Here is a 20,375-nt window from a genome sequence, read left to right as displayed (position 1 = left end):
CCTGCTCAGATGGCGGCATCGCGGTCCTTCCAGTACGGGTCGCGGAGGCGGCGCTTGAGGAGCTTCCCGTTGGGCTCGCGCGGCATGTGCTCGATGAAGTCGAACGACTTCGGCCACTTCATCCGGGCCAGGCGGCCGTCGAGCGAGGCGAGGATCTCCGCTTCGAGCTCCGGCCCGGGCGGCACGCCCTCGGCCGGCTCGACCACCGCCTTGATCTGCTCACCCCAGTCGTCGTCCGGGATGCCGAAGACCGCGACGTCGGCGACCTTCGGATGGATCATGATCTCGTTCTCGATCTCGGCCGGGTAGATGTTGGTCCCGCCGGAGATGATCATGTCGGCCTTGCGGTCGGACAGGAACAGGAAGCCGTCCTCGGTGAGGTAGCCGATGTCGCCGACGGTGAAGTGGTCCTTCAGGCGGTTCGCCCGGGTCTTCTCCGCGTCGCCCTTGTACTCGAACTCGACCCCGGCCATCTTCATGTAGATCGTCCCGGGGACGCCGGTGGGCACCTCGGCGCCATCGTCGTCCACGATCAGCAGCTCGCTGATCGGCCAGGCGTTGCCGACCGTCCCGGGGTGCGCCCGCCAGTCCGCCGGGCTCGCGATCGTCCCGCCGCCCTCGGTGGCCGCGTAGTACTCCCAGACGCAGTCGCCCCACCAGTCGAGCATCGCCTGCTTGATGGGTACGGGACAGGGCGCGGCGGCGTGGATCGCCCACTTCATGGACGAGACGTCGTAGCGTTCTCTCGTCTCGGCGGGGAGCGTGAGCAGCCGCTTGAAGTGCGTCGGCACCATGTGCGTGTTGGTGATCCGGTGGCGTTCGATCAGCCGCAGGGTCTCCTCGGCCTCCCACTTGTCCATGTAGACGAGGGAGTGGCCCATGTGCAGCGCCGAACCGCCGAACTGCGTCACGGCCGTGTGGTAGTTCGGCGAGGTGACGAGATGGGCGTTGGGCTGCCCGGGGGTGAAGCCGAAGAACGTCAGCAGGAACGTCATCAGCTCGGCCGAGTCGTCCGGGTCCAGGCCGGTCAGCGCCCGGCGTACGCCCTTGGGCCGTCCGGTGGTGCCCGAGGTGTAGTGCATGGTCGCGCCCGCCGTACGCTCGCCCGGCAGCGTGTCCGGCTGCCCGTGCGTCAGCTCGGCGGCGTCGCGGAAGCCGGGGATGTCACCGCCCACCGCGAACCTCCGGCTCGCGTCGAGCCCGGCCGCTCCGGCCGTGCCCTCCTCGGCGAAGCGGTCGTGCACGAAGAACGCCTTGGCCTCGCTGTCGCCGACGATGTAGGCGATCTCGGGGCCGGCCAGATGCCAGTTGATCGGCGTGTAGTACCAGCCGGCCTGGAGCGCGGCGAGGTACAGGACCAGCCCGTCGACCCCGTTGGGCAACAGGCCGCAGATGCCGTCGCCGGGCCCGAGGCCGAGGTCGCGCAGGCCGTGCACGAGGCGGTTGCACCGCGCGAGCAGATCACCCGCGGTGTAGGTGGTGCCGTCCGGATCGACCGCGGCGACCCACGCCGGGTCGTTCGCGGCCAGGCGCCAAAAACCCAGCGAACCCATCGTTCCCTCCCGGTCATGGAGGCGTCTCGTCCCGCAGTAGATCACGTTCTCGTTTTGGGGAGCAAGGCCTGTTGGATGGTGGGCATCATCACTAGAATTCGTTCTTGTTTTGTGTCAGCGAGGAGGCGGGCATGGCCGAGCGGCTGCCGATCAGCACCGCACACTGCACGGTAGAACGTGACGGGCACGTCGTCACGGTCACGATGAGCCGGCCTGAGTCGCGCAACGCGCTCAGCGCCGACATGCTCGTCGGCATGGCCGACGCGTGGGCCTACATCACGGCCACGGACGAGGTACGCGTCGGCATCCTGACCGGAGCCGAGGGACACTTCTGCGCGGGCGCGGACCTCAAGGCCATGAGCCGGCCGTCCGAGGACGAGCGCGTCCGTCGGCGGGCCGCCGAGATCACGGACTACCACTGGAAGGGCCTGCTCCGCGACACCGTGCCGACCAAGCCGCTGATCAGCGCGATCGAGGGCTACGCCGTGGCCGGTGGCACCGAGCTCCTGCTCGGCACCGACATCCGGATCGTGGCCGAGGGTGCGACGCTGGGCCTGTACGAGGCACGGCGCGGGCTTTTCCCGATGGGCGGTTCTGCGGTGCGGCTGCCCCGGCAGATCCCCTACACCTTCGCGATGGACATCCTGCTCACCGGCCGGTCCGTGACGCCTTCGGAGGCGCTGCAGTACGGAATGATCACGCGAGTCGTCCCGGACGGGACGGCGCTCCAGGCGGCGCGGGAGTACGCGGACCTTCTCGCCGCCAGCGGCCCGCTGTCCGTCCAGGCGATCCTCCAGACCTACCGCCGGACCGAGGGGCTGGACGAGGAGGCCGCGCTGAAGGTCTCCGACGAGATCGGCTGGCCGGTGTTCGCCTCGAAGGACGCCGAGGAGGGCACCAAGGCGTTCCGGGAGAAACGCCCGCCGAACTTCACCGGCGAGTGACGTACACCCCGGCTCTGGCCGCCGCCGCCGCGGCCTCGGCGGCGCGGTCGGCCGCTTGCTCGTCGAGCGGATCGCCGCTCGCCAGCAGCCGGTAGTAGAGCGGCGCGGAGACCGCGCGGATCACCTCGCGGGCGTCGGTGCCCGCGGGTAGCTCGCCGCGGTCCACCGCCTCGTCCACGCACGGCGCCCACTCGCCGATGCGGGTGTCGTAGAAGCGGTGCAGGGCCTCGGCCGTACGAGCGTCGCACGTGGCGGCGGCGATCACCGCCGTGAACAGCGCGCGCTGCCGTGGGTCGGTGAGCGTGCGCTGGACGAGCCGGGCGTTGGCCCGCAGGTCGCCGAGCAGCTCGCCGGTACGGGCGCGCGGCAGCGACTGCTCGGCCATGTCCGTGAGCAGGTCGGCGACCAGCCCGGTCACCGTGCCCCAGCGGCGGTAGACGGTGGTCTTGCCCACGTCCGCGCGGCGTGCGACGTCGGCGAGGTCGAGGCGGTCGAAACCGTGCTCGGCGAGCGCGTCGCCGGCCGCCGTGAGGACCGCCGTCCGTACGCGCGCGGTCCGTCCGCCCGGTCGCACCGAGCCGGGCTCGTAATGGGCCTGGTGTTCCATTAGCCGCCTTTCGCGTGCTAGCGTCCTCTTGATGTTAATGGAACTCGGGGACCGTTAGGTGGGTGTCATGGAATATCGGCGGCTGGGTTCGTCGGGGCTCACGGTGCCGGCGCTGAGCTTCGGCGCCGGCACGTTCGGCGGCCGGGGCGAGCTGTTCGGCAACTGGGGCAGTACGGACGCGCGGGAGGCGCGGCGGCTCGTGGACGTCTGCCTCGACGCCGGCGTCACCATGTTCGACACCGCGGACGTCTACTCCGACGGCGCCTCGGAGGAGGTGCTGGGCGAGGCGATCAAGGGCCGCCGCGACGAGGTGATCCTGTCCACCAAGACCGGCCTGCCGATGGGAGAGGGCCCGCAGGACGCGGGCACGTCCCGTACAAGGCTGATCCGGGCCTGCGAGGACGCCCTGCGCCGGCTCGGCACGGACCACATCGACCTGTTCCAGCTGCACGCGTTCGACGCCGGCACGCCGATCGAGGAGGTCCTGTCCGCGCTGGATGACCTCGTACGGGCCGGGAAGGTGCGGTATCCGGGGGTGTCGAACTTCTCGGGCTGGCAGCTCATGAAGTCGCTCGCGCTCGCCGACGCGCGCGGCCATGAGCGGTACGTCGCGCACCAGGTCTACTACTCGCTGATCGGCCGCGACTACGAGTGGGAGCTGATGCCCCTGGGCCTGGACCAGGGCGTGGGCGCGGTCGTGTGGAGCCCGCTCGGCTGGGGACGGCTGACCGGGCGCGTCCGCCGGGGCGTGCCGCTGCCGGCCGGGAGCCGCCTGCACCGGACCGCGTCCTTCGGCCCGCCGGTGGAGGAGGAGCGGCTCTACCGGGTGGTCGACGTGCTGCTCGAGATCGCCGGGGAGACCGGCCGGGCGGTCCCGCAGATCGCCATCAACTGGCTGCTGCGGCGGCCCACGGTGGCCTCGGTCCTGATCGGAGCCCGCGACGAGACGCAGTTGCGCGAGAACCTCGGCGCGGCCGGCTGGGCCCTCACCCCGGACCAGATCGCCCGGCTGGACGACGCCGGCGCGGTGACCGCCCCGTACCCGTACTTTCCGTATGAGCGCCAGGAGGGCTTCGCCCGCCTCAACCCGCCGCTCTACGCCCCACGCTGATCTCCGGGCGGCCAGGATAGACGCATGATCAATGGCGCTCATGTGATCCTGTACAGCTCCGACGCGGACGCCGATCGGGCATTCCTGCGCGACGTGCTCGGCTTTCCCCACGTCGACGCCGGGGACGGCTGGCTGATCTTCCAGCTGCCGCCCTCGGAGGCCGCCGTCCATCCCGGGGAGCCGAAGCACGAGTTCTACCTCATGTGCGACGACCTTCAGGAGACCCTCGCGTCGCTGGCCGGCAAGGGCGTCGAACTCGCCCAGCCGGTCGTGAACGCCGGCTGGGGTTCGGTGGCGGCGATCCGCCTGCCGAGCGGCGCGGAGCTCTCGTTGTACGAGCCGCGGCACCCGACGGCGTACGACCTCTGATCGTCAGTGAGCAGGGCGAGGACCTTCACCACTTCGAGGGCGACGCAGCCCATCTCGGCGAACATCGCGACGATCCGCTGCCTGGCCTGCGCCGAGGACGCCGCGGGCGCCTGTGCGGAGAGCCGCCGAGCCGCCCAGCCGGCATCGGCCTGCTCGGCGCTGCGCGTCGAGCCGAAGTGCGTGGCCAGCACCTCGGCGAGCTCTTGGTAGGCGCTGCCGGCCTCGCGAGGCGGGGGCGTACGGCGGCCGCCGGGTGGAGGTGACGAGCCCGGCCTCGATGAGGATGCCGAGATGGAACCGCACGGTGGTGACGTGCTGCCCGGTCGCGCCGGCCACGGCGTGGGCGTCCATCGGCTCCGAGGCGGCACGCAGGTGGTCGAGGATCACAACCCGGGGCCGCGATTCACCTGGCCCGCGAAACCGTGAGTGACCGGTTCGCAACCATGAGGACACTCGATCTCCGCGTCGGGATAGCGTCCGCGGCAGGCGCATCGCATGGAGGTGACCATGGGCCAGCACGACAAGCCGAAGCCGCAGAATCCGCCACCACCGAACCCGCCCAGCCCCGACACCGGCCCCAGCACGGGCGGCGGGCGGCACGAGAAGAAGTGACCGACGTGAGCGGAGGCGCGTCTCAGCGGCAGGCTGCTCCAGGACGGCGGCAGGTGCCGTGGGCCGAGGTGATCGCGGGCCATCCCCGGCGGCTGGCGCTGCCGGACCTGGTCTGGCCGCTCACCCCGGACGGGTACCTCACGGTCGACCGGCGCGACGACCCGCGTGCGTGGGAGCGGTGGGCCGGCGAGGACGTCCCGATCGTCACCCAGTGGGACGACGGCCGGCACTCCGGGCGTGAGCCGGGCGAGGTAGCGACCTCCTCGTCCTCACAGCCGACGCTCGTTGCGGAAATGCTCTCTGACCTGGACGTACACCCGGGCCATCGCGTGCTGGACATCGGCGTCGGCACCGGCTGGACGACCGGCCTGCTCGCCCACCGGGCCGGCCCGGGACGTGTCGCGGGAGTCGAGATCGACGCCGGCCTCGCCGGGGCGGCCGCCGCGCGCCTGCGCGACGCCGGTGTCCAGGCGCTCGTCGTGGCGGGTGACGGCGCCGAGGGCCGGCCGGACGGCGCACCGTACGACCGGATCCAGGCCACGTTCGCCGTACGGGAGGTGCCACCGGCATGGGTCGGGCAGACCCGGGCGGGCGGGCTGATCGTCGTTCCGTGGCGCACCGGGTGGACGCACGCGGCGGCGGTCGTCCGGCTTCGTACGGCGGGCGACGGCACTGCGGAGGGCCGGTTCACGCGCCCGGTGGAGTTCATGCTCGACCGGCGCCGGCGCGGCACCTGGCCGGTGCACGAGGAGTACCTGCCGGGCGAGGACTGGCCGGTGGACCGGCGGGAGTCGGCGACCACGCTGCGGCGTGCCGAGCTCATCGCCGCGGACTTCTTCATCGGCCTGCGCGTCCCGGACGCCGTTCACGCCGCGAGCGCCGGCGAGGACGGCACGACGACGCTGTACGTCTACGGCCTGGCCGACCGGTCGTGGGCGGCGGTGTTCTTCTGCGACGACGGGTGTGAGGAGTTCGCCGTCTACGAGGGCGGGCCGCGCGACCTGTGGAGCGAGGTGGAGTCCGCCTGCCGGCGGTGGCAGGACGTGGGCGAGCCGGACCTCACGCGGTTCGGGCTGACCGTCACCCCGGCCGGCCGGCAGGTGTTCCTGGACTCGCCGGGGAACCTCTACTGAGCCGGTCGCCCATCGACGCGGTGGCCTCGGTGAGGGCCTCCAGGAGCGCGGTCGTGGCGGGGGGTTCGGGCGGCTGGCCGTACGTCGCGGCAAGGACGTACCTGGTCGACTCCGGCAGTACGGCCGTGTGCACCGAAGGGTTCCGGGCGGCGAGCAGAGGCAGGCCCGGCAGGGTCGTCACGCCCAGGCCCGCCGCCACGAGGGCCTGGACGGCCACGAAGTCGTCCGTCGTGAACGACACGCGGGGGTCGAAGCCCGCCCGCGAGCACATGTCCAGCAGGTGCAGCCGGCAGCGGTCGCAGCCCGCGATCCACTCGGCGTCCGCGTGGGCGGCGAGGTCCGGGTCGGCCGCGTCGGCCGTCACCAGGTAGCTCGGCTCGTCCAGCAGCCGCAGGGCGGCGATGCCGTCGTCCTCGCTGCCGAGGTCGTACCGGAAGATCACCGCGACGTCGACGTACCCGGCCCGCAGCATGCGGACGGCCTCCGGGGGCTCGGCCTCGGTCAGGCTCACGCGCAGGCCCGGGTGGCGTTCGGCCAGCAGGGCGGCGGCGGTCGGGACGAACGTGCTCAGCGCGGACGGGAACGCCGCGAGCCGTACGCGGCCCTGGCTCAGCCCGACGTGCGCGGAGAGTTCGGCCTCGGCGGCGTCGAGGCGGCCGAGGATCTCCGCACCGCGCTCGGCGAGCGTGCGGCCGGCCTCGGTCAGCCGGATGCCGCGCCCGGCCCGCCGTACGAGCTGGGCGCCGGTCTCGGCCTCCAGCCGGGCGAGGTGGTGGCTGACCGACGGCTGGGAGTAGTGGAGCTCCTTGGCCGCGGCCGTCACCGAGCCGGTACGGGCGATCGCCACGAGCACCCGAAGGCGGGAAACGTCCAGCACAGAGTCAACATATCAACCAGATCTATCGATAGATGGAGTAGTTGGCATTAGACCGATGAGTGGCCGACCGGCGATCCTGGAAGCGGAGGTGACCGATGACGACCATGGTGTTCGGAGACGTACGGCCCGGGCTGGCCGAGCTGGTGGCGGGCATCCGTACCGCCGTGGCCCGGCAGGCGGGGTGGCGCGAGACCGCCGTGCTCGTCGGCGCCGAGCTGCGCCGGCACCTGCCCACGCCGGACGTGCTGACCGCGGAGGAACGCGCCGGCGACCCGGACGCGTACCAGAGTCACACCCTGTACGCCGCGCCGGACGGCGCCTTCTCCATCGTCGGCCTCGTCTGGCGTCCCGGGCAGGTCACGTCGATTCACGACCACGTGACCTGGTGCGTCTTCGGCGTCCTGCAGGGCGTCGAGCACGAGGAGCTGTTCGTGCACGAGGGCGACCACCTGCTGAGCGTCGGTGTGAACGACAACCTGGCGGGCGACATCAGCGGCTTCGCCCCGCCGGGCGACATCCACCGGGTCCGCAACTCCGGCGACACCACGGCGATCTCCATTCACGTGTACGGAACGGACATCTCCCGCATCGACTCCAGCGTCCGCCGCGTCTACGAGCTGCCCGTACGCGACTGAGGGAGCCGTACGAACCGCTTGGACTCGGTCATCGCGTCGAGCACGTCCATGAGGGGCTCCACGCCCAGGCCGGGGCCCGACGGCACGGTCATCAGGCCGTCCACCAGCCGGAACGGCTCGGTGACGTCCTGGCTGTAGTAGCGGTCGGAGGCGGACACGTCGCCCGGCAGCGTGCAGCCCGGCAGCGCCGCGAACGCCAGGTTGGCCGCGCGGCCGAGCCCGGTCTCCAGCATCCCGCCGCACCACACCGGCACGCCGTGCGCCATGGACACGTCGTGGATCCGCCGCGCCTCCAGGTAGCCGCCGACCCGGCCCGCCTTCACGTTGATGACCGAGCACGCGCCGAGTGAGAGCGCGTCCGCGGCGGCCTGGGCGGACACGATCGACTCGTCCAGGCAGATCGGCGTCGTGAGCGCCGAGGCGAGCGTCGCGTGACCGAGCAGGTCCTCCTCGGGGAGCGGCTGCTCGATGAACAGCAGCTCGAACGGGTCCAGATCGGCGAGGTGGCGCGTGTCGGCCCGCGTGTAGGCGGTGTTGGCGTCGACCTGCAGCAGGATGTCACCGAACCGCTCGCGCACCGCGCGCACCGGATCGACGTCCCAGCCCGGCTGGATCTTGAGCTTGATGCGGGCGTACCCCTCGGCGAGGTAGCCGGTCACGTGGTCCAGCAGCTCGGGGATCGAGTCCATGATCCCGACCGAGACCCCGGTCGACACCCGGTCGCGGATCCCCCCGAGGTAGGCCGCGTACGACATGCCGACGCCGCGCAGCTCCGCGTCCAGGACCGCCATCTCGACCGCCGCCTTGGCCATGGCATGCCCCTTCACCGGCGCGAACGCCGGGCCGAGGGCGGGGGCGGTGACGTCCGCGGGCAGGCGCGGCAGCAGGAAGTCGCGGATGACCTGTTCGGCGCCGTCGACGTACTCAGGGGAGTAGAGCGGCTCGGTGATCGCCACGCACTCGCCCCAGCCCTCGGCGTCCTCGCCCAGCACCCGGACGAACAGCACCTCGCGCTCGGTCTCGGTCGCGAAGGACGTGCGGAACGGGGAGACGAGCGGGATCCGGATCCGCCGCAGCTCCACGCCGGAAAGCCTCATCGCGCCGCCTCCAGAAGGTAGTGGCCGGACCGGGCGAAACCGGCCACGCGGTACCCGGTGTCCAGCGCCCCGCCGAGCGCCGTCCGCTGGGCCCGCCGCCAGGCGAGGGCGAGCGGAGGATCGGCGGCGCGGAGCGCGGCGATGTCGGCCGGGGTGCCGACCGCCAGCCGCGCGGCGCCGCCGGGATCGGCCTCGGCCGGGCGGCCGTCCGGGTCTTCGGTGAGGACCGTGACCTGTGCGGCGGGCGGTGAGATCGGCGGCTCACCGCGTACGGCCGCCGCCACCGTCGGAGCGTCGAGGTCCCAGGAGAGCAGCAGGCGGTCGCTCGGGTCGCCGGCGTTCAGCTCGTCCGGCATCTCGCCGTAGAAGTCCGGCAGGTACTCCTCGACCCGTGCGGCCAGCTTCGCGAGGTTGAAGTACGCGTTGCGCCGGACGAGAGGGTCGAAGGTCCAGGTGATCGCGGTGACGCCGTGGGCGAGGGCCCACAGGCGCTGGTGCCGCTTGATCTCGAACCCGGCGCCCTTGCCGCGGGCGGAGACCCCGGTGATGTGGGAGTGCAGGCGCCCGTCCGCCGTCGGGAAGGCCGCGCAGGCCCCGACCAGGGCGCCGCCCTCGTAGACGCCGGAGATGTACCCGCCGAGATGCTGGAGGACGCGCAGCATCTCGTACGGCATGGGGTCGGTCGGCCGCCAGATCCCGGCGAGCAGGTCCGAGGCCGCCCGCAGGTCATCGGTCGTGGTCAGCTCGCGTACGTCCATATCCCGATCGTGCCGTGTCGCCGGTCATGCCGCCCACCCGGGCGGCTCCGGGTCACTTGATGATCGGGAGCGGATTGCCGTCCGAGGGTTTCGAGGGGCTCTTGGACGGCGCGGGCGTGGTCGCGCCCGGCAGCTTCACCGACAGGGGGAGCGGGACGATGTTCTGCAGGTAGACGTCGAAGAACCGGCCCGTGGCCGTGTAGTCGGCCGCCTCGGCCGCGAACGGGGCCATCGCCTTGAACGACTTATCCAGGTTCTCCTGGTTGCGGTTCAGGATGTTCTCGACCTGGTGGAGGTTCTTCAGCGTGGGGCCCAGCGTCGCCTGGTTCTCGTGGATCGTTCCGGTGATCTGCTGGGAGAGCGTGACCGTACCCGTCAGCAGCTGGCTGATCACCTGGCGGCGTGCGTTGATCTCCTGCAGCAGCAGGCCGCCGTCGTTCACGAGCGCGGCGAGGTCACCGCTGCGGTCGGCGAGCAGCTTGGTCACGTTGTTGGAGTGTTTGAGCAGCTCACTCAGCTCGTCGTCGCGCGAGGCGACCGCGCGGGAGACCTTCTGCAGGCCCGCCAGGGTGCCACGGACGTTCGCCGACGAGCCCTGCATCGTCTGCGACAGCGTGTCGAAGGACTTGGAGAGCTGCTTGGTGTCGATCTTGGCGAGCTGCGCGCTGGCGTCCTGGAGCGCGGGGACCACGTCGTACGGCGCGGTGGTGCGCGACACCGGGATCTCCCGGTGCGTGGACTGCCGGCCCGGCCCCTTGGGCACCAGCGCCAGGTAGTGCGACCCGAGGAGCGTCTTGATCTTGATCTGCGCGCGGGTGTCGGTGCCGAAGGGCGTGCCGCTGGTGAACTTCACCTTCACGTGGTCGCCTTCGAGGGTCACGCCCTCGACCTTGCCGACCTTGACGCCCGCGATGCGGACCTCCTCCCCCGGCTTGAGCCCGGCGGCCTCACTGAAGGCGGCGGAGTAGGCCGTACCGCCGGAGAAGCGCCCGAGGTTGAAGGCGAGCACCGCGAGCAGACCGACGGTCGCCAGTCCGGCGATGCCGATCGGCAGGGGGTTCCGTTCCCGGAAAGGGCGCATCTACGGGGGTACCTCGCGTCGGATCTCGGTGCCGTGCGGCGCGGCCGGGGAGGCTGGGCCGACGGTGATCATTACACCGCGTCGTCGCCCCGTCGCGTCTGTGAACCCTACTGACGCGTATTTTCTCACGACAAGGCTGTCGGCCTGGGAAAAAGCGGCAGATTATCGCTGCGTGCGGCGTCCGGGCAGGTCAGCAATGCCTTACTGATCTCGCGCAGTGACGCATCTCACGCGTCGCCGGCCGGTTCCGCGGCGCGTACGCCGAGGGTCGACACCAGGGCGATCGTGAGCAGGACCAGGCCGTACGCGACCGTCGCGGGCCAGCGGCCGTGCTCGTACGCGAGGCCGCCGGCCGATCCGCCGACGCTGCTGCCGAGGTAGTAGGCGAACAGGTACAGCCCGGACGCGTGCGCCCGTCCGAAGGTCGCGCGGCGGCCCACCCAGCCGCTCGCCACCGAGTGCGCGGCGAAGAATCCGGTGGTCATCACCAGCAGCCCGGCGCCCACGACCGGCAGGGAGTCCGGCAGGGTCAGCAGCAGCCCGGCCCCGGTGACGACGCAGGCGCCGAGCAGCACCGGCCGCCGGCCGACCCGGTCGGCGAGCGAACCGGCGGCGGGCGAGCTGAACGTCCCCGCGAGGTACATCACGAACACCAGCGCGACCAGCGACTGCGGCAGCCCGAACGGCGCGGCGATCAGGCGGTACCCCAGGTAGTTGTAGACGGTCACGAACGTCGACATCAGGACCAGGCCGACCAGGAAGAGCCGGCGCATGCCGGGGTCGGCCAGGTGCCGCAGCGCGCCGCCCGTCTTCGTCGGCGTGAAGAACCGCGAGCGCGGCAGCAGCGCCCAGAACGCCGCGGTCAGCAGCAGCGTCGCGATCGCGGTGGCGCCGAGTGCCCAGCGCCAGCCGGCCAGGCCGGTGACGACGCCGGGCAGGAGCCGCCCGGCCAGCCCGCCCACGGTGTTGCCGGCGATGTAGCGCCCCATCGCGCTCCCGAACGCCTCCGGGTGCACCTCGTCGGCGAGGTAGGCCATGGCCACCGCCGGCACGCCGGCCAGCGCGATCCCCTGCGCCGCGCGTACCGCCGCCAGCGCGGGAAACGACGGGCACAGCGGCAGCAGCAGGCCGAGCGGCGCCGCGATCGCCGAGCAGGCGAGCATGACCCGCGTACGGCCGAAGCGTTCGGACAGCGCGCTGACCGGGATGACCGCGAGCGCGAGCGTGCCGGTCGCCATGGAGACGAGCAGGCTGGAACCGGTCGGTGAGACCGCGAAGGCGCGGGAGAGCACCGGGAGGAGCGCCTGGGTGCTGTAGAGCGACATGAACGTCATCAGGCCCGCGACGAACAGTGCCAGGTTGACCCGGCGCAGCCCGGGCGAGCCGCGCCGGTGCCGTCCGTCCTGGGAGCCGGAATCGAGCGAGGGGGCGAGTCGGAGCACGCTCTCCACCCTGCGTCGCCATCGCTGATGCGTCCAATGAAAGTTCTTTCGGCAACCTATGCTTGGTGTGCATGGACCTCGTCACGGTGCGCTGGTTTCTGGCGGTGGCCGAGACCGGAAACGTCACCCGCGCCGCGGAAGGCCTGCGCGTCTCCCAGCCGGGACTCTCCCGCGCCATCGCCCGACTGGAACGCGAGCTGCGCGCCCCGCTGTTCGACCGCGAGGGCCGTACGCTCCGGCTGAACCGCTACGGCGAGATCTTCCGCTCCCACGCCGAACACCTGATCGCCACCGAGGACACGGCCCGCCGCGAGCTGGCCCAGGCCGCGGACCCCGACCACGGTGAGGTCGGCCTGGCGTTCCTGCACACGCAGGGCACCGTGCTGGTGCCGGAGCTGCTGCGCGTCTACCGGTCCGCCCATCCGCACGTCGGCTTCCGGCTGATCCAGGGCAGCTCGGAGCGCATCGAGGCGGCCGTGGCGTCGGGGCACGCGGACATGGCCATCACCAGCCCACGCCCGGAGGGACTGGCCTGGCATCCGCTGAGAACGGAACGCCTGCGCCTGGCGGTGCCCGCCGGCCATCGCGCCGCGGGCCCGGCCGAGGCGAACCTCGCGGACGTCGCGGACGAGCCGTTCATCCTGATGCGCGGAGGGTACGGCCTGCGCACCGTCACGGACGAGCTCTTCCGGGCGGCCGGCGTCCGGCCGGAGATCGCCTTCGAGGGCGAGGAGGCGACGACGCTGCGAGCGCTGGTGGCGGCGGGCCTGGGCGTCGCGATCGTGCCACCAGGTGAGGGCGTCGCGGGCGTCGCGGAGGTCGTGATCGCGGACGCCCGCCGTACGATCGGCCTCGCGTGGGCGGAGAACCGCACCCGCCTGCCGGCGGTCGAGCACTTCCGCCGCTTCGTCATCGCCCGCTCCGCGCCGTGACCCCGGGCCGCCGTCGCGGCGTCAGGCCCAGTCGGAGCCCAGGATGAGCTGGCCGATACGGCGGAACTCCAGGTGGGACACCCCTTCGATGGCGACGTCGGCGCCGGCGTTGCGGGCGATCGCCAGCTCGTCGGGGACGGCCACCCGGTGCACCACGACGAGGTTCCGGTCCGGGATTCCGAACAGGAACTGGCCGAAGTTGCCGATCGCCATGAAGGCCCGGCCCTGGGGGAGCCGAGGGAGCCACCACTGGTAGCCGTAGTTCTTCGCGTACGGGGTCATGCTGCGGGTGAGCCACTGCTCCGGGACCAGGCCGCGGCCCCGCTCCAGCACGAGGAGCCCGACCCGGGCCAGGTCGCGGGCGGAGAGGAACGGGTGGTGGGCCAGGTGCCGCGAGACCTCCGGCCGGCCGAGCAAGCGCTGGCGGACGGGGTCGAAGTCCTGGAAGCCGAGTGGCCCCGCGAGGTCCTCGGCGACCGCGTCGAACACCCTCCGGCCGGTCTGCTGCTCGTAGATCGTGCCGAGGGCGTTGGCGTCCCACGCGGTGTAGTGGAACTCGGTGCCGGGCTCGACCGTGCCCCGTTCGGGGAGTCGCGCTTGGAGCTCGTTCGAGCTCGCGGCCGGGTGGTAGACGCCGGAGCGGCCGGTCAGCAGGTCATGGACGGTGGCCCGGCGCTCGCGGGGGAGGAGGCCTTGGACGTCGTCGATGCCGAGGTCGTCAAGGGTGCTCTCGAGGTCGATGACGCCGTCGGTGACCGGGCGTCCGTAGAGGAGGGAGAGGACGGGTTTGCGGGCGGAGGCCAGGTAGCCGACCTCGGCGGGGTCGCCGTACTCATAGACGGTCCTGCCGTCCTTGATGACCATTACGCAGGTCGTGGGGAGGGCGTCCAGCGCCTTCGTGAGCTCCATCAGTCACTCTCCTGCAGATAGCGGTTGAGGTGGTCCTCGATCTGCCGGGCGGCGGCGGTGCGGGTGACGCCGTGGGCGGCGAGGAGCCGGCCGGCCGCGCTGGCCGGGTTGCGGAGCAGGCCGAGGAGCAGGTGAACGGTGGCCACCTCGTGCCCGGCGGCGTGGGCTTCGGCGGCCGCGCCGTCCAGGGCCCGGCGGGCGTCGTCGGTGAGCAGGGCGGAGGTGTCCACGGCGTCTGTGCCGGCCGGTGCGGTGCCGGTCGCCGAGGTGAGAGCGGGGCGGAGCGTCCCGGGCGGGGCGCCGAGGGCGGTCAGGGTCGTGACGGCGAGGCCGCCGGTGTCGTCGAGGATGGCCAGGAGCAGGTGCTCGGTGCCCAGGGCGTCTCGGCCGCGGGCGTGCCGCTCGGCGACATGGAGGCGGTCCAGGGCCCGGGGTCCGAAGGTCGCCAGCGTGCCGGCGGCGATGATCTCGGCGAGCGTGAGCCGGGAGATGTACGGCGAATACCGCTGCTGCGCGGCCTGGCGGCTGATGCCCTTGTGGGCGCCGATGTCGGCCCAGGAGAGGCCCTCGGCCCGGGCCTGCTCCACGAAGTAGCCCACCAGCCGCTCGCCCAGCACCGAGATCTCCGCGGCCAGCCGCTCGGCGTCGTCGAGCTGGGTCAGTGGATCCCGAGGTCCGCCGATGCCCCGGAGAACGACCTGGCCGACGAGATCTCTGAGCTGAGGCACGTTCGACATGCCAACAGAATAGTTGGCGCATTGTGGGTGTCAATCATTTCGTTGACAGCACTCCTCGGGGTAGCCCCCGTACACCTCGGGGGCCGGCCCCAGCGACTTCTCCGGGTCGCACCCGTAGCTTCCCCTGATATGAGGCCGAACGTCTTCTCCGCGTCGTCCGGCCGGCGCATTCTCAAGGGGTGAGCACGATGAATTCGCTGATCACGGCCCTGTGGGCCGTCGCCGCGCTCTGGGCGGTCGCCGCCGTCCAGGCCTACTCGCTCGCCGTCCGCCGTGGGCGGATGGCCGTTCGCCGGAGTGCGGGGCGGGCCCGCGCCGCGTTGCTCGCCGGCGCCGTCGCCGGGCCCGTCCTCACGGCCGCCGTCGCCCTCGTCTCCGTCGCCGACGCGCTCCTCGTCGCGCCTCTGCTCGTCCTGCCCGCCGCCGTCGCGCTCCGGGGCGCCCTTCCGCCGCTGCGCGGGCTCGTCCGTACGCTGGGCACGGATCCGTGGGGGCCCAGCGACCCGGGCGTCCGGCGGGCCGCCGCCGACCCGATGCTGACCGTCCCGCCGGTCGCGGCGCTCGCCGGCGCGCCCGCCGCCGTCCTGGTGCTGACCGGCGGATGGCTCGCCGCGGTCGTCGCCTACGGCGTGGCCGCCGCCGTCACGGCCGCACTCGTCTGGCGCGCGCCGCACCGCCGCGAGACCGCGGCGCGGGCGGGAGTGCTGCACCGCGTCGTCGTACGAGCCGCCGTGCCGGCCCGGAAGGCCGCCTGAGCGTCAGAGCTCGACGGACTCGCCGGGCTTCAGCCGGCGGAAGTCCGCCTCCTGGCGCTTGCCCTCGCCCGTGAGCTGACTCTCCAGCAGGCCGAGGCCGAACTCGTTCAGCAGGCCGTCGTGGACCGCGTACGCGCGCCGCGGCGACACCGCCCTCAAGTAGTGGATCATCTCCGGGGCCTTCATCCACGGGGCCTGGCCCGGGACCAGCAGCGTCGGCGCCTCCAGCACCGTGAACGCGTCGCCCGGATGGAAGACCTCGCCGTCGATGAAGAAGCCGACGTTCTCCACCGCCGGTACGTCCGGGTGCACGATCTCGTGCTTCTGCCCGACCACGCCGACGTCGAAGCCCGCGATCTCCAGCGAGTCGCCCTCGCCGACCGTACGGACGCGGTCGCCGACGTCGCTCAGGATGTCGGCGACGGCGCGGCACGTGTAGACCGTCAGGCGCGGGTCCTCGGTGAGGGCCTTGCGCAGGCGTTCGGCCTCCAGGTGGTCGAAGTGCTCGTGCGTGATGAGTACGGCGTCGGCTCCCGTGATCGCGTCGTCCTCCGGCGTGAGCCCTCCGGGGTCGATGACGAGAGTGCGGTCGTCCTTCTGTACGCGGACGCAGGCGTGGCCCAGCTTCGTCAGCTGCATTCCTCTCACCTCTCCTCGACTACAACGATCTTTTCACGCGGCTCAGCCGACATCGCGGCGGATCAGGTCCTCGGGGGTCTCCCGCCGGACCAGCGGCCAGGCGCGCCCGCCCCGTACCGCGACCACCGGCGGCCGCGTGACCTGGTTGTAGTTCGAGGCCATGGAGTGGTGGTACGCGCCCGTGCACGGCACCGCGAGCAGGTCGCCCGGGCGCACGTCGGCGGGCAGCGGCACGTCCGCGGCGATCACGTCCCCGGCCTCGCAGTGGCGTCCGACGACGGTCACCGGCCGCGAGTCGGCGGCGCCGCGCCGGCCGGCGAGCGCGACCGCGTACCGGCTCCCGTACAGCGCGGGCCGCGGGTTGTCGCTCATGCCGCCGTCCACGACGACGAACGTCCGTACGCCGTGCTTGACGCCGAGCACCCGGTACAGCGTCACCCCGGCCGCGGCGACGATCGCCCGGCCCGGCTCGACGGTCAGCTCCGGCCGCGGGATCCCACGGGCGGCGCACTCCGAGGCGACCGCGTACGGCACGCGGTCGGCGAACGTCTGGACGTCCAGGCCCCGTTCGCCCGGCCGGTACGCCACGGCGTGGCCGCCGCCGAGGTTCAGCTCCGGGAGCCCGCCCAGCTCCGCCATGAAGGCGACGAGACGACGGGCCGCGGTCTCGTAACCGTCCGTCAGGCCGATCTGGGAGCCGATGTGGCAGTGCAGCCCGGCCAGGGTGAGTGAGGGCTGGCCGAGCACGCGGCGTACGGCCTCGGCGGCGGCGCCCGAGGCCAGCGACAGCCCGAACTTCTGGTCCTCGACCCCGGTCGCGATCGCGCGGTGGACGTGCGGGTCGACGGCGGGAGTGACCCTGACCAGGACCTTCTGCGGGTGACGGAGATCGTCGGCGAGCGCGGCCAGGCGCGTGACCTCGGTCGAGGAGTCGACCACGATCCGGCCGACGCCGTAGTCGAGCGCGGCGGCGAGGTCCTCGGGCGTCTTGCCGTTGCCGTGCAGCAGGATCCGCTCGGGCGGGAAGCCCGCGGACCGCGCCAGGGCGAGCTCGCCCGCGGAGCAGACGTCCAGCCACAGGTCCTCCTCGCGCACCCACCGGACCATGGCGCGGCAGAGGAACGCCTTGCCCGCGTACGCGACGCGGTGCGGGTGCAGCGCCTTGCGGTACTCCCGGCAGCGGTGCCGTACGTGCTCCTCGTCCAGGACGTACGCGGGGGTGCCGAAGCGTTCGGCGATCGCGGTGAGTTCGACGCCGCCGACGGTGAAGGGAGGTTCGGCGGTCAGGGGCCAGATGTTCATCGTTCGTCCAGGTTCACGCGGTGAAGGACAAGGGTGGTGGCGGTGTCGCCGCCGACGCCGCGCAACTCGCCGACGGCGGTGTCGAGGCCGGCGAGGGTGGGGCAGCGGAGGCGTACCTCGTAGTCGCAGTCCCCGGCGAGCCGCCAGGCGTCGACGACGGCGCTCTCGGCGCGCAGATGCTTCTCGAACCGCTCGTGGTCGGCGCCCCCGACGAGGCGGACCCGGACCAGCGCCTCCAGGGCGCTCGCCGGCGGCCGGGACCCGGGGAGCACGCCGACGCTCATGTGAACTCCTTCACGAGCGCGGTCGCGCAGGCGGGTACCCGCGCGCGAGGAATGGGGGAGGCGGGCGGCGCGATCAGGCCCGGGTCCACCTGCACCCGGGCGATGCCCAGCGGGGCCAGCATCGTCTTCATCGCCGCCTCGCTGAGGCGGATCCATCGCTGGCCGGCGCCCATGACCTGGATCAGCCGGCTCTCGGAGGTGAACGCGATTCCCACGCGTTCGCCGGTCGGCGTACGGCCGCTTCGGAGCGCGAGCGTCTCCGAACCCGCCACCGGTACGACCAGCAGTCCCGTTACGTCCATGCGATCGACGTTAGGGAGGATTCGGGCAGGTCAGCGGGTCCCGTACGGGGCCTTCACGGTGAAAGGACCATCGCTAACGCGTTCCTAACGCATGCCGATGGCCCCGGACGATGGCCGTCCGGGGCATCGACGCGTTTATTTACCTAAACGGCCTTGTCGGCGAGGCGGAAGGTCACATCACCCTGCTCGTCGACACTGGCGTCGAGTGTCATCTCATCCAAGATCGACGCCGCGTCAGGCTCGAGGTACACGCGCGCGCCCTGCTCCTCTACGATCTCGTCTCCGGCCTGAGGGCCTTCGGCGACCGCGAGAGCCAGGGTGCCCGCCTCTTCCGGCTGGGCCTGCGTGGCGATCCTGAGCCCGGTCTCCGGAGAAAGCTCGGGTTGGCTTGTGACGGTACGGATCACCTGGACCGCCGAGTCGGTCAGCGTGAGCACTGTCAACAGCTCCTTCTGTCGGTTTTTCCGTAATGAGCACGACCGGGGCCGTGCTTGCGCCTGCCATGCCCCACATCACGACCGGCAAACGTCGGACTCCGGAAAGTAGCCGCCGACCCGGACTCAGGGCGCCAGGGCACGCACCGCCTCGGGAATCTTTACTCCCTCCGCGGGCAGCACCGCCAGGATCGGCGTGTCGAGGCCGTTGTCCACGTACTCCCGCACCCGGTCGCGGCAGGCCTCCGGCGACCCGTGGACGACCAGCTCGTCCACGACGTCGTCCGGTACGGCGGCCAGGGCGGCCTTGCGGTCTCCTGCGGCCCAGGCATCGTTCATGGCCGCCAGGCGCTCGCCGCGTCCGAGCCACTCGTGGAACGCCGCGTAGACCGGCACGGTCAGGTACGCGGCGATCATCCAGCGGCCGAGGGCCCGCGCCTCGTCGGCGTTCGGGGTGGGGCAGACGAAGATCCGCGCGAGGAGCTCCTTCTCGGTGCCCAGCTCGCCCCGTACCTGCCGTACGTCCTCAGGAGACAGCCAGTTGGTGATCGCACCATCCGCCTCGCGGGCGGCCAGCCGGAGCATGCCGGGGCGCAGCGCGGCGAGGACGATCTCCGGCGGGGTCTCGGGCGCGTTGTCGAGCTTGAAGCCTTTTACGTTGAGCGCCTCGTCGGTGACCTTCTCCCCGGCCAGCGCGCGGCGCAGGAAGCGCAGCGTGTCGCGTACGCGCTGGTAGGGCTCCTCGAACGGGATACCGTTCCAGCGCTGGACGATCGCCGGGGACGACGTGCCGATGCCCAGCACGAACCGGCCGGGCGCGAGACCGGCGATCGTGGCGGCCTGCTGGGCGAGCAGCCCCGGCCCGCGCGTGTAGACGGGTACGATCGCGGGCCCGAGCCGCAGGCCCGGGGCCCACTGGGAGGCGAGCGCGAGCGGCGTGAAGGCGTCGGTGCCGTTGGTCTCGGCCGACCAGGCGTCGGTGTAGCCGAGGTCCTCCAGCTCGCCCAGGATCTCCTGGTGCTGGGCGAGCGGCATCCCCATCAGCGGAATGGTCAGTCCCCATCGCGACATGTACGACTCCTCAGGCGATCGTGGGGCGGACGGTGCCGCCGCCGTCGATGACGATGGTCTGGCCGGTCATCCAGCTCGACGTGTCGCCGGCCAGGAAGACGATGGCGTTCGCGATGTCCTCGGGCTCACCGATCCGGCCGAGCGGCATGTATTTGGCGATCTGCGCCTCGTTCTCCTCCCACAGGGCCTTGGCCAGATGGGTCCGTACGAGCCCGGGAGCGACACCGTTGACGCGTACGGTGGGAGCCAGCTCCATCGCGAACTGCCTGGTCAGGTGGATGACGGCGGCCTTCGTCGCGTTGTAGTACCCGATGCCGTGCTCGGTGACCATGCCGCCGACCGAGGCGGTGTTGACGATCGTGCCGCCGCGCTCGGCCATCGACAGCTTCCAGGCGAGCTGCGTCCACAGCACGATCGAGAACTGGTTGACCTCCACGGTCTTGGCCGCGCGCGGGGCGTCCAGATCGACCATCGGGCCGAAGTACGGGCTCGTGGCCGCGTTGTTGACGAGCACGTCCACGCCGCCGAACTCCTCGACGGCGGCCTGCACGCAGGCGCGCGCGGCGTCCTCGTCGCCGACGTGGGCGGCCTTCGGCAGCACTCCGGCGCCTGGATGCGCCGCCCTGATCTCGGCCGCGACCTCCTCCAGCGCGTCTTGTTTGCGGGAGGACAGGACGACGTTGCAGCCCTCCGCCGCGAGCGCCACCGCGGTCGCCTTGCCGATGCCGCGCGACGCTCCGGTGATGAGCGCGGTTCTGCCCGCCAGGCCGGTCTCGAGCCCCATGCTCCCG

General features: G+C 72.0%; 23 protein-coding genes. 7 read left to right on the top strand and 16 right to left on the bottom strand.

Going from position 1 to position 20,375, the window contains the following annotated elements:
- Positions 1 to 5: 5 nt before the first annotated feature.
- Entirely contained in the window at positions 6 to 1,553 is a 1,548-nt protein-coding gene (locus QWU11_RS04935) for an acyl-CoA synthetase (protein ID WP_290103792.1), read from the bottom strand.
- Between the two features lie 131 nt (positions 1,554 to 1,684).
- On the opposite strand from QWU11_RS04935, the gene QWU11_RS04930 reads away from it, so the two are divergent.
- Positions 1,685 to 2,497 carry a crotonase/enoyl-CoA hydratase family protein gene (locus tag QWU11_RS04930; RefSeq protein WP_290103791.1) on the top strand — a complete coding sequence of 271 codons (813 nt, stop codon included), beginning with the start codon at positions 1,685 to 1,687 and terminating at the stop codon, positions 2,495 to 2,497.
- On the opposite strand, the gene QWU11_RS04925 is transcribed toward QWU11_RS04930, so the two are convergent.
- The gene (locus QWU11_RS04925) at positions 2,484 to 3,104 is read right to left on the bottom strand and encodes a TetR/AcrR family transcriptional regulator (protein ID WP_290103790.1); all 621 of its coding nucleotides are present in this window, start codon (positions 3,102 to 3,104) and stop codon (positions 2,484 to 2,486) included. The two genes, QWU11_RS04930 and QWU11_RS04925, sit on opposite strands and share 14 nt — an antisense overlap.
- A 67-nt stretch (positions 3,105 to 3,171) precedes the next feature.
- On the opposite strand from QWU11_RS04925, the gene QWU11_RS04920 reads away from it, so the two are divergent.
- From QWU11_RS04920 to QWU11_RS04910, 3 genes are all read left to right on the top strand, one after another.
- Entirely contained in the window at positions 3,172 to 4,215 is a 1,044-nt protein-coding gene (locus QWU11_RS04920; protein ID WP_290103789.1) for an aldo/keto reductase, read from the top strand.
- Positions 4,216 to 4,239: 24 nt separating this feature from the next.
- Positions 4,240 to 4,584: a VOC family protein gene (locus QWU11_RS04915; protein WP_290103788.1), complete on the top strand. Its 345-nt coding sequence runs from the start codon at positions 4,240 to 4,242 to the stop codon at positions 4,582 to 4,584.
- 617 nt (positions 4,585 to 5,201) lie between these two features.
- Positions 5,202 to 6,329, top strand: coding sequence for a methyltransferase domain-containing protein (locus QWU11_RS04910; RefSeq protein ID WP_290103787.1), 1,128 nt, complete (start codon positions 5,202 to 5,204; stop codon positions 6,327 to 6,329).
- Here QWU11_RS04910 and QWU11_RS04905 read toward each other — a convergent pair.
- Positions 6,277 to 7,206, bottom strand: coding sequence for a LysR family transcriptional regulator (locus QWU11_RS04905; RefSeq protein WP_290103786.1), 930 nt, complete (start codon positions 7,204 to 7,206; stop codon positions 6,277 to 6,279). The genes QWU11_RS04910 and QWU11_RS04905 overlap by 53 nt on opposite strands.
- 95 nt (positions 7,207 to 7,301) lie before the next feature.
- Between QWU11_RS04905 and QWU11_RS04900 the strand changes: the two genes are divergently transcribed.
- Positions 7,302 to 7,841, top strand: a complete 540-nt coding sequence (locus tag QWU11_RS04900; protein ID WP_290103785.1) for a cysteine dioxygenase family protein — start codon at positions 7,302 to 7,304, stop codon at positions 7,839 to 7,841.
- On the opposite strand, the gene menC is transcribed toward QWU11_RS04900, so the two are convergent.
- The 4 genes from menC to QWU11_RS04880 form a co-directional block, all read right to left on the bottom strand.
- A complete protein-coding gene (menC, locus tag QWU11_RS04895) occupies positions 7,817 to 8,938 on the bottom strand; it encodes an o-succinylbenzoate synthase (RefSeq protein WP_290103783.1) in 1,122 nt (373 codons plus the stop codon). The genes QWU11_RS04900 and menC overlap by 25 nt on opposite strands.
- Entirely contained in the window at positions 8,935 to 9,696 is a 762-nt protein-coding gene (locus tag QWU11_RS04890) for a GNAT family N-acetyltransferase (protein WP_290103782.1), read from the bottom strand. The genes menC and QWU11_RS04890 overlap by 4 nt, the downstream gene beginning before the upstream one ends.
- Before the next feature lie 52 nt (positions 9,697 to 9,748).
- The gene (locus QWU11_RS04885) at positions 9,749 to 10,777 is read right to left on the bottom strand and encodes an MCE family protein (RefSeq protein ID WP_290103781.1); all 1,029 of its coding nucleotides are present in this window, start codon (positions 10,775 to 10,777) and stop codon (positions 9,749 to 9,751) included.
- Positions 10,778 to 11,004: 227 nt separating this feature from the next.
- Positions 11,005 to 12,219, bottom strand: a complete 1,215-nt coding sequence (locus tag QWU11_RS04880; protein WP_290103780.1) for an MFS transporter — start codon at positions 12,217 to 12,219, stop codon at positions 11,005 to 11,007.
- 71 nt (positions 12,220 to 12,290) lie between these two features.
- On the opposite strand from QWU11_RS04880, the gene QWU11_RS04875 reads away from it, so the two are divergent.
- Positions 12,291 to 13,151, top strand: a complete 861-nt coding sequence (locus tag QWU11_RS04875) for a LysR family transcriptional regulator (RefSeq protein WP_290103779.1) — start codon at positions 12,291 to 12,293, stop codon at positions 13,149 to 13,151.
- Between the two features lie 21 nt (positions 13,152 to 13,172).
- On the opposite strand, the gene QWU11_RS04870 is transcribed toward QWU11_RS04875, so the two are convergent.
- Together QWU11_RS04870 and QWU11_RS04865 are read right to left on the bottom strand one after the other, a co-directional pair.
- The gene (locus QWU11_RS04870) at positions 13,173 to 14,060 is read right to left on the bottom strand and encodes a serine hydrolase (protein WP_290103778.1); all 888 of its coding nucleotides are present in this window, start codon (positions 14,058 to 14,060) and stop codon (positions 13,173 to 13,175) included.
- Complete coding sequence (locus QWU11_RS04865) at positions 14,060 to 14,797, bottom strand: Clp protease N-terminal domain-containing protein (RefSeq protein ID WP_290103777.1); 738 nt, start codon at positions 14,795 to 14,797, stop codon at positions 14,060 to 14,062. The genes QWU11_RS04870 and QWU11_RS04865 overlap by 1 nt, the downstream gene beginning before the upstream one ends.
- Positions 14,798 to 14,985: 188 nt before the next feature.
- On the opposite strand from QWU11_RS04865, the gene QWU11_RS04860 reads away from it, so the two are divergent.
- Positions 14,986 to 15,552 (top strand): hypothetical protein, encoded by a 567-nt coding sequence (locus QWU11_RS04860; protein ID WP_290103776.1) that lies wholly within the window; start codon positions 14,986 to 14,988, stop codon positions 15,550 to 15,552.
- Between the two features lie 3 nt (positions 15,553 to 15,555).
- Here the strand turns inward: QWU11_RS04860 and QWU11_RS04855 are convergent, their stop codons facing one another.
- The 7 genes from QWU11_RS04855 to QWU11_RS04825 all read right to left on the bottom strand — a co-directional run bounded on the left by QWU11_RS04855 (position 15,556) and on the right by QWU11_RS04825 (position 20,368).
- Positions 15,556 to 16,191 carry an MBL fold metallo-hydrolase gene (locus QWU11_RS04855; protein WP_290103775.1) on the bottom strand — a complete coding sequence of 212 codons (636 nt, stop codon included), beginning with the start codon at positions 16,189 to 16,191 and terminating at the stop codon, positions 15,556 to 15,558.
- Between the two features lie 42 nt (positions 16,192 to 16,233).
- Positions 16,234 to 17,493: a diaminopimelate decarboxylase gene (gene lysA, locus QWU11_RS04850; RefSeq protein WP_290103774.1), complete on the bottom strand. Its 1,260-nt coding sequence runs from the start codon at positions 17,491 to 17,493 to the stop codon at positions 16,234 to 16,236.
- Positions 17,490 to 17,777: an Lrp/AsnC ligand binding domain-containing protein gene (locus QWU11_RS04845; RefSeq protein WP_290103773.1), complete on the bottom strand. Its 288-nt coding sequence runs from the start codon at positions 17,775 to 17,777 to the stop codon at positions 17,490 to 17,492. Before QWU11_RS04845 ends, lysA begins: the two co-directional genes overlap by 4 nt.
- Complete coding sequence (locus QWU11_RS04840; RefSeq protein ID WP_290103772.1) at positions 17,774 to 18,079, bottom strand: SAV_915 family protein; 306 nt, start codon at positions 18,077 to 18,079, stop codon at positions 17,774 to 17,776. The genes QWU11_RS04845 and QWU11_RS04840 overlap by 4 nt, the downstream gene beginning before the upstream one ends.
- Before the next feature lie 143 nt (positions 18,080 to 18,222).
- The gene (locus QWU11_RS04835; RefSeq protein ID WP_290103771.1) at positions 18,223 to 18,516 is read right to left on the bottom strand and encodes a Fe-S cluster assembly protein HesB; all 294 of its coding nucleotides are present in this window, start codon (positions 18,514 to 18,516) and stop codon (positions 18,223 to 18,225) included.
- A gap of 123 nt (positions 18,517 to 18,639) precedes the next feature.
- Positions 18,640 to 19,584 (bottom strand): LLM class F420-dependent oxidoreductase, encoded by a 945-nt coding sequence (locus QWU11_RS04830; RefSeq protein ID WP_290103770.1) that lies wholly within the window; start codon positions 19,582 to 19,584, stop codon positions 18,640 to 18,642.
- A gap of 10 nt (positions 19,585 to 19,594) precedes the next feature.
- Positions 19,595 to 20,368, bottom strand: coding sequence for an SDR family oxidoreductase (locus QWU11_RS04825; RefSeq protein WP_290103769.1), 774 nt, complete (start codon positions 20,366 to 20,368; stop codon positions 19,595 to 19,597).
- Between the last annotated feature and the right edge of the window lie 7 nt (positions 20,369 to 20,375).

Origin of the sequence: Actinomadura sp. DC4 (genome assembly GCF_030406325.1) — a bacterium.
GTDB lineage: Bacteria > Actinomycetota > Actinomycetes > Streptosporangiales > Streptosporangiaceae > Actinoallomurus.
This window is presented reverse-complemented; position numbering and strand designations above follow the sequence as displayed.

Bases quoted from the DNA above. Each gene is read 5' to 3' on its own strand.
- QWU11_RS04830 (WP_290103770.1), bottom strand. From the start codon at position 19,584: ATGTCGCGATGGGGACTGACCATTCCGCTGATGGGGATGCCGCTCGCC.
- menC (WP_290103783.1), bottom strand. From the start codon at position 8,938: ATGAGGCTTTCCGGCGTGGAGCTGCGGCGGATCCGGATCCCGCTCGTC.
- QWU11_RS04915 (WP_290103788.1), top strand. From the start codon at position 4,240: ATGATCAATGGCGCTCATGTGATCCTGTACAGCTCCGACGCGGACGCC.
- QWU11_RS04885 (WP_290103781.1), bottom strand. From the start codon at position 10,777: ATGCGCCCTTTCCGGGAACGGAACCCCCTGCCGATCGGCATCGCCGGA.
- QWU11_RS04875 (WP_290103779.1), top strand. From the start codon at position 12,291: ATGGACCTCGTCACGGTGCGCTGGTTTCTGGCGGTGGCCGAGACCGGA.
- QWU11_RS04935 (WP_290103792.1), bottom strand. From the start codon at position 1,553: ATGGGTTCGCTGGGTTTTTGGCGCCTGGCCGCGAACGACCCGGCGTGG.
- QWU11_RS04930 (WP_290103791.1), top strand. From the start codon at position 1,685: ATGGCCGAGCGGCTGCCGATCAGCACCGCACACTGCACGGTAGAACGT.
- QWU11_RS04845 (WP_290103773.1), bottom strand. From the start codon at position 17,777: ATGAGCGTCGGCGTGCTCCCCGGGTCCCGGCCGCCGGCGAGCGCCCTG.
- QWU11_RS04825 (WP_290103769.1), bottom strand. From the start codon at position 20,368: ATGGGGCTCGAGACCGGCCTGGCGGGCAGAACCGCGCTCATCACCGGA.
- lysA (WP_290103774.1), bottom strand. From the start codon at position 17,493: ATGAACATCTGGCCCCTGACCGCCGAACCTCCCTTCACCGTCGGCGGC.
- QWU11_RS04840 (WP_290103772.1), bottom strand. From the start codon at position 18,079: ATGGACGTAACGGGACTGCTGGTCGTACCGGTGGCGGGTTCGGAGACG.
- QWU11_RS04865 (WP_290103777.1), bottom strand. From the start codon at position 14,797: ATGTCGAACGTGCCTCAGCTCAGAGATCTCGTCGGCCAGGTCGTTCTC.
- QWU11_RS04855 (WP_290103775.1), bottom strand. From the start codon at position 16,191: ATGCAGCTGACGAAGCTGGGCCACGCCTGCGTCCGCGTACAGAAGGAC.
- QWU11_RS04890 (WP_290103782.1), bottom strand. From the start codon at position 9,696: ATGGACGTACGCGAGCTGACCACGACCGATGACCTGCGGGCGGCCTCG.
- QWU11_RS04860 (WP_290103776.1), top strand. From the start codon at position 14,986: ATGAATTCGCTGATCACGGCCCTGTGGGCCGTCGCCGCGCTCTGGGCG.
- QWU11_RS04900 (WP_290103785.1), top strand. From the start codon at position 7,302: ATGACGACCATGGTGTTCGGAGACGTACGGCCCGGGCTGGCCGAGCTG.
- QWU11_RS04920 (WP_290103789.1), top strand. From the start codon at position 3,172: ATGGAATATCGGCGGCTGGGTTCGTCGGGGCTCACGGTGCCGGCGCTG.
- QWU11_RS04870 (WP_290103778.1), bottom strand. From the start codon at position 14,060: ATGGAGCTCACGAAGGCGCTGGACGCCCTCCCCACGACCTGCGTAATG.
- QWU11_RS04925 (WP_290103790.1), bottom strand. From the start codon at position 3,104: ATGGAACACCAGGCCCATTACGAGCCCGGCTCGGTGCGACCGGGCGGA.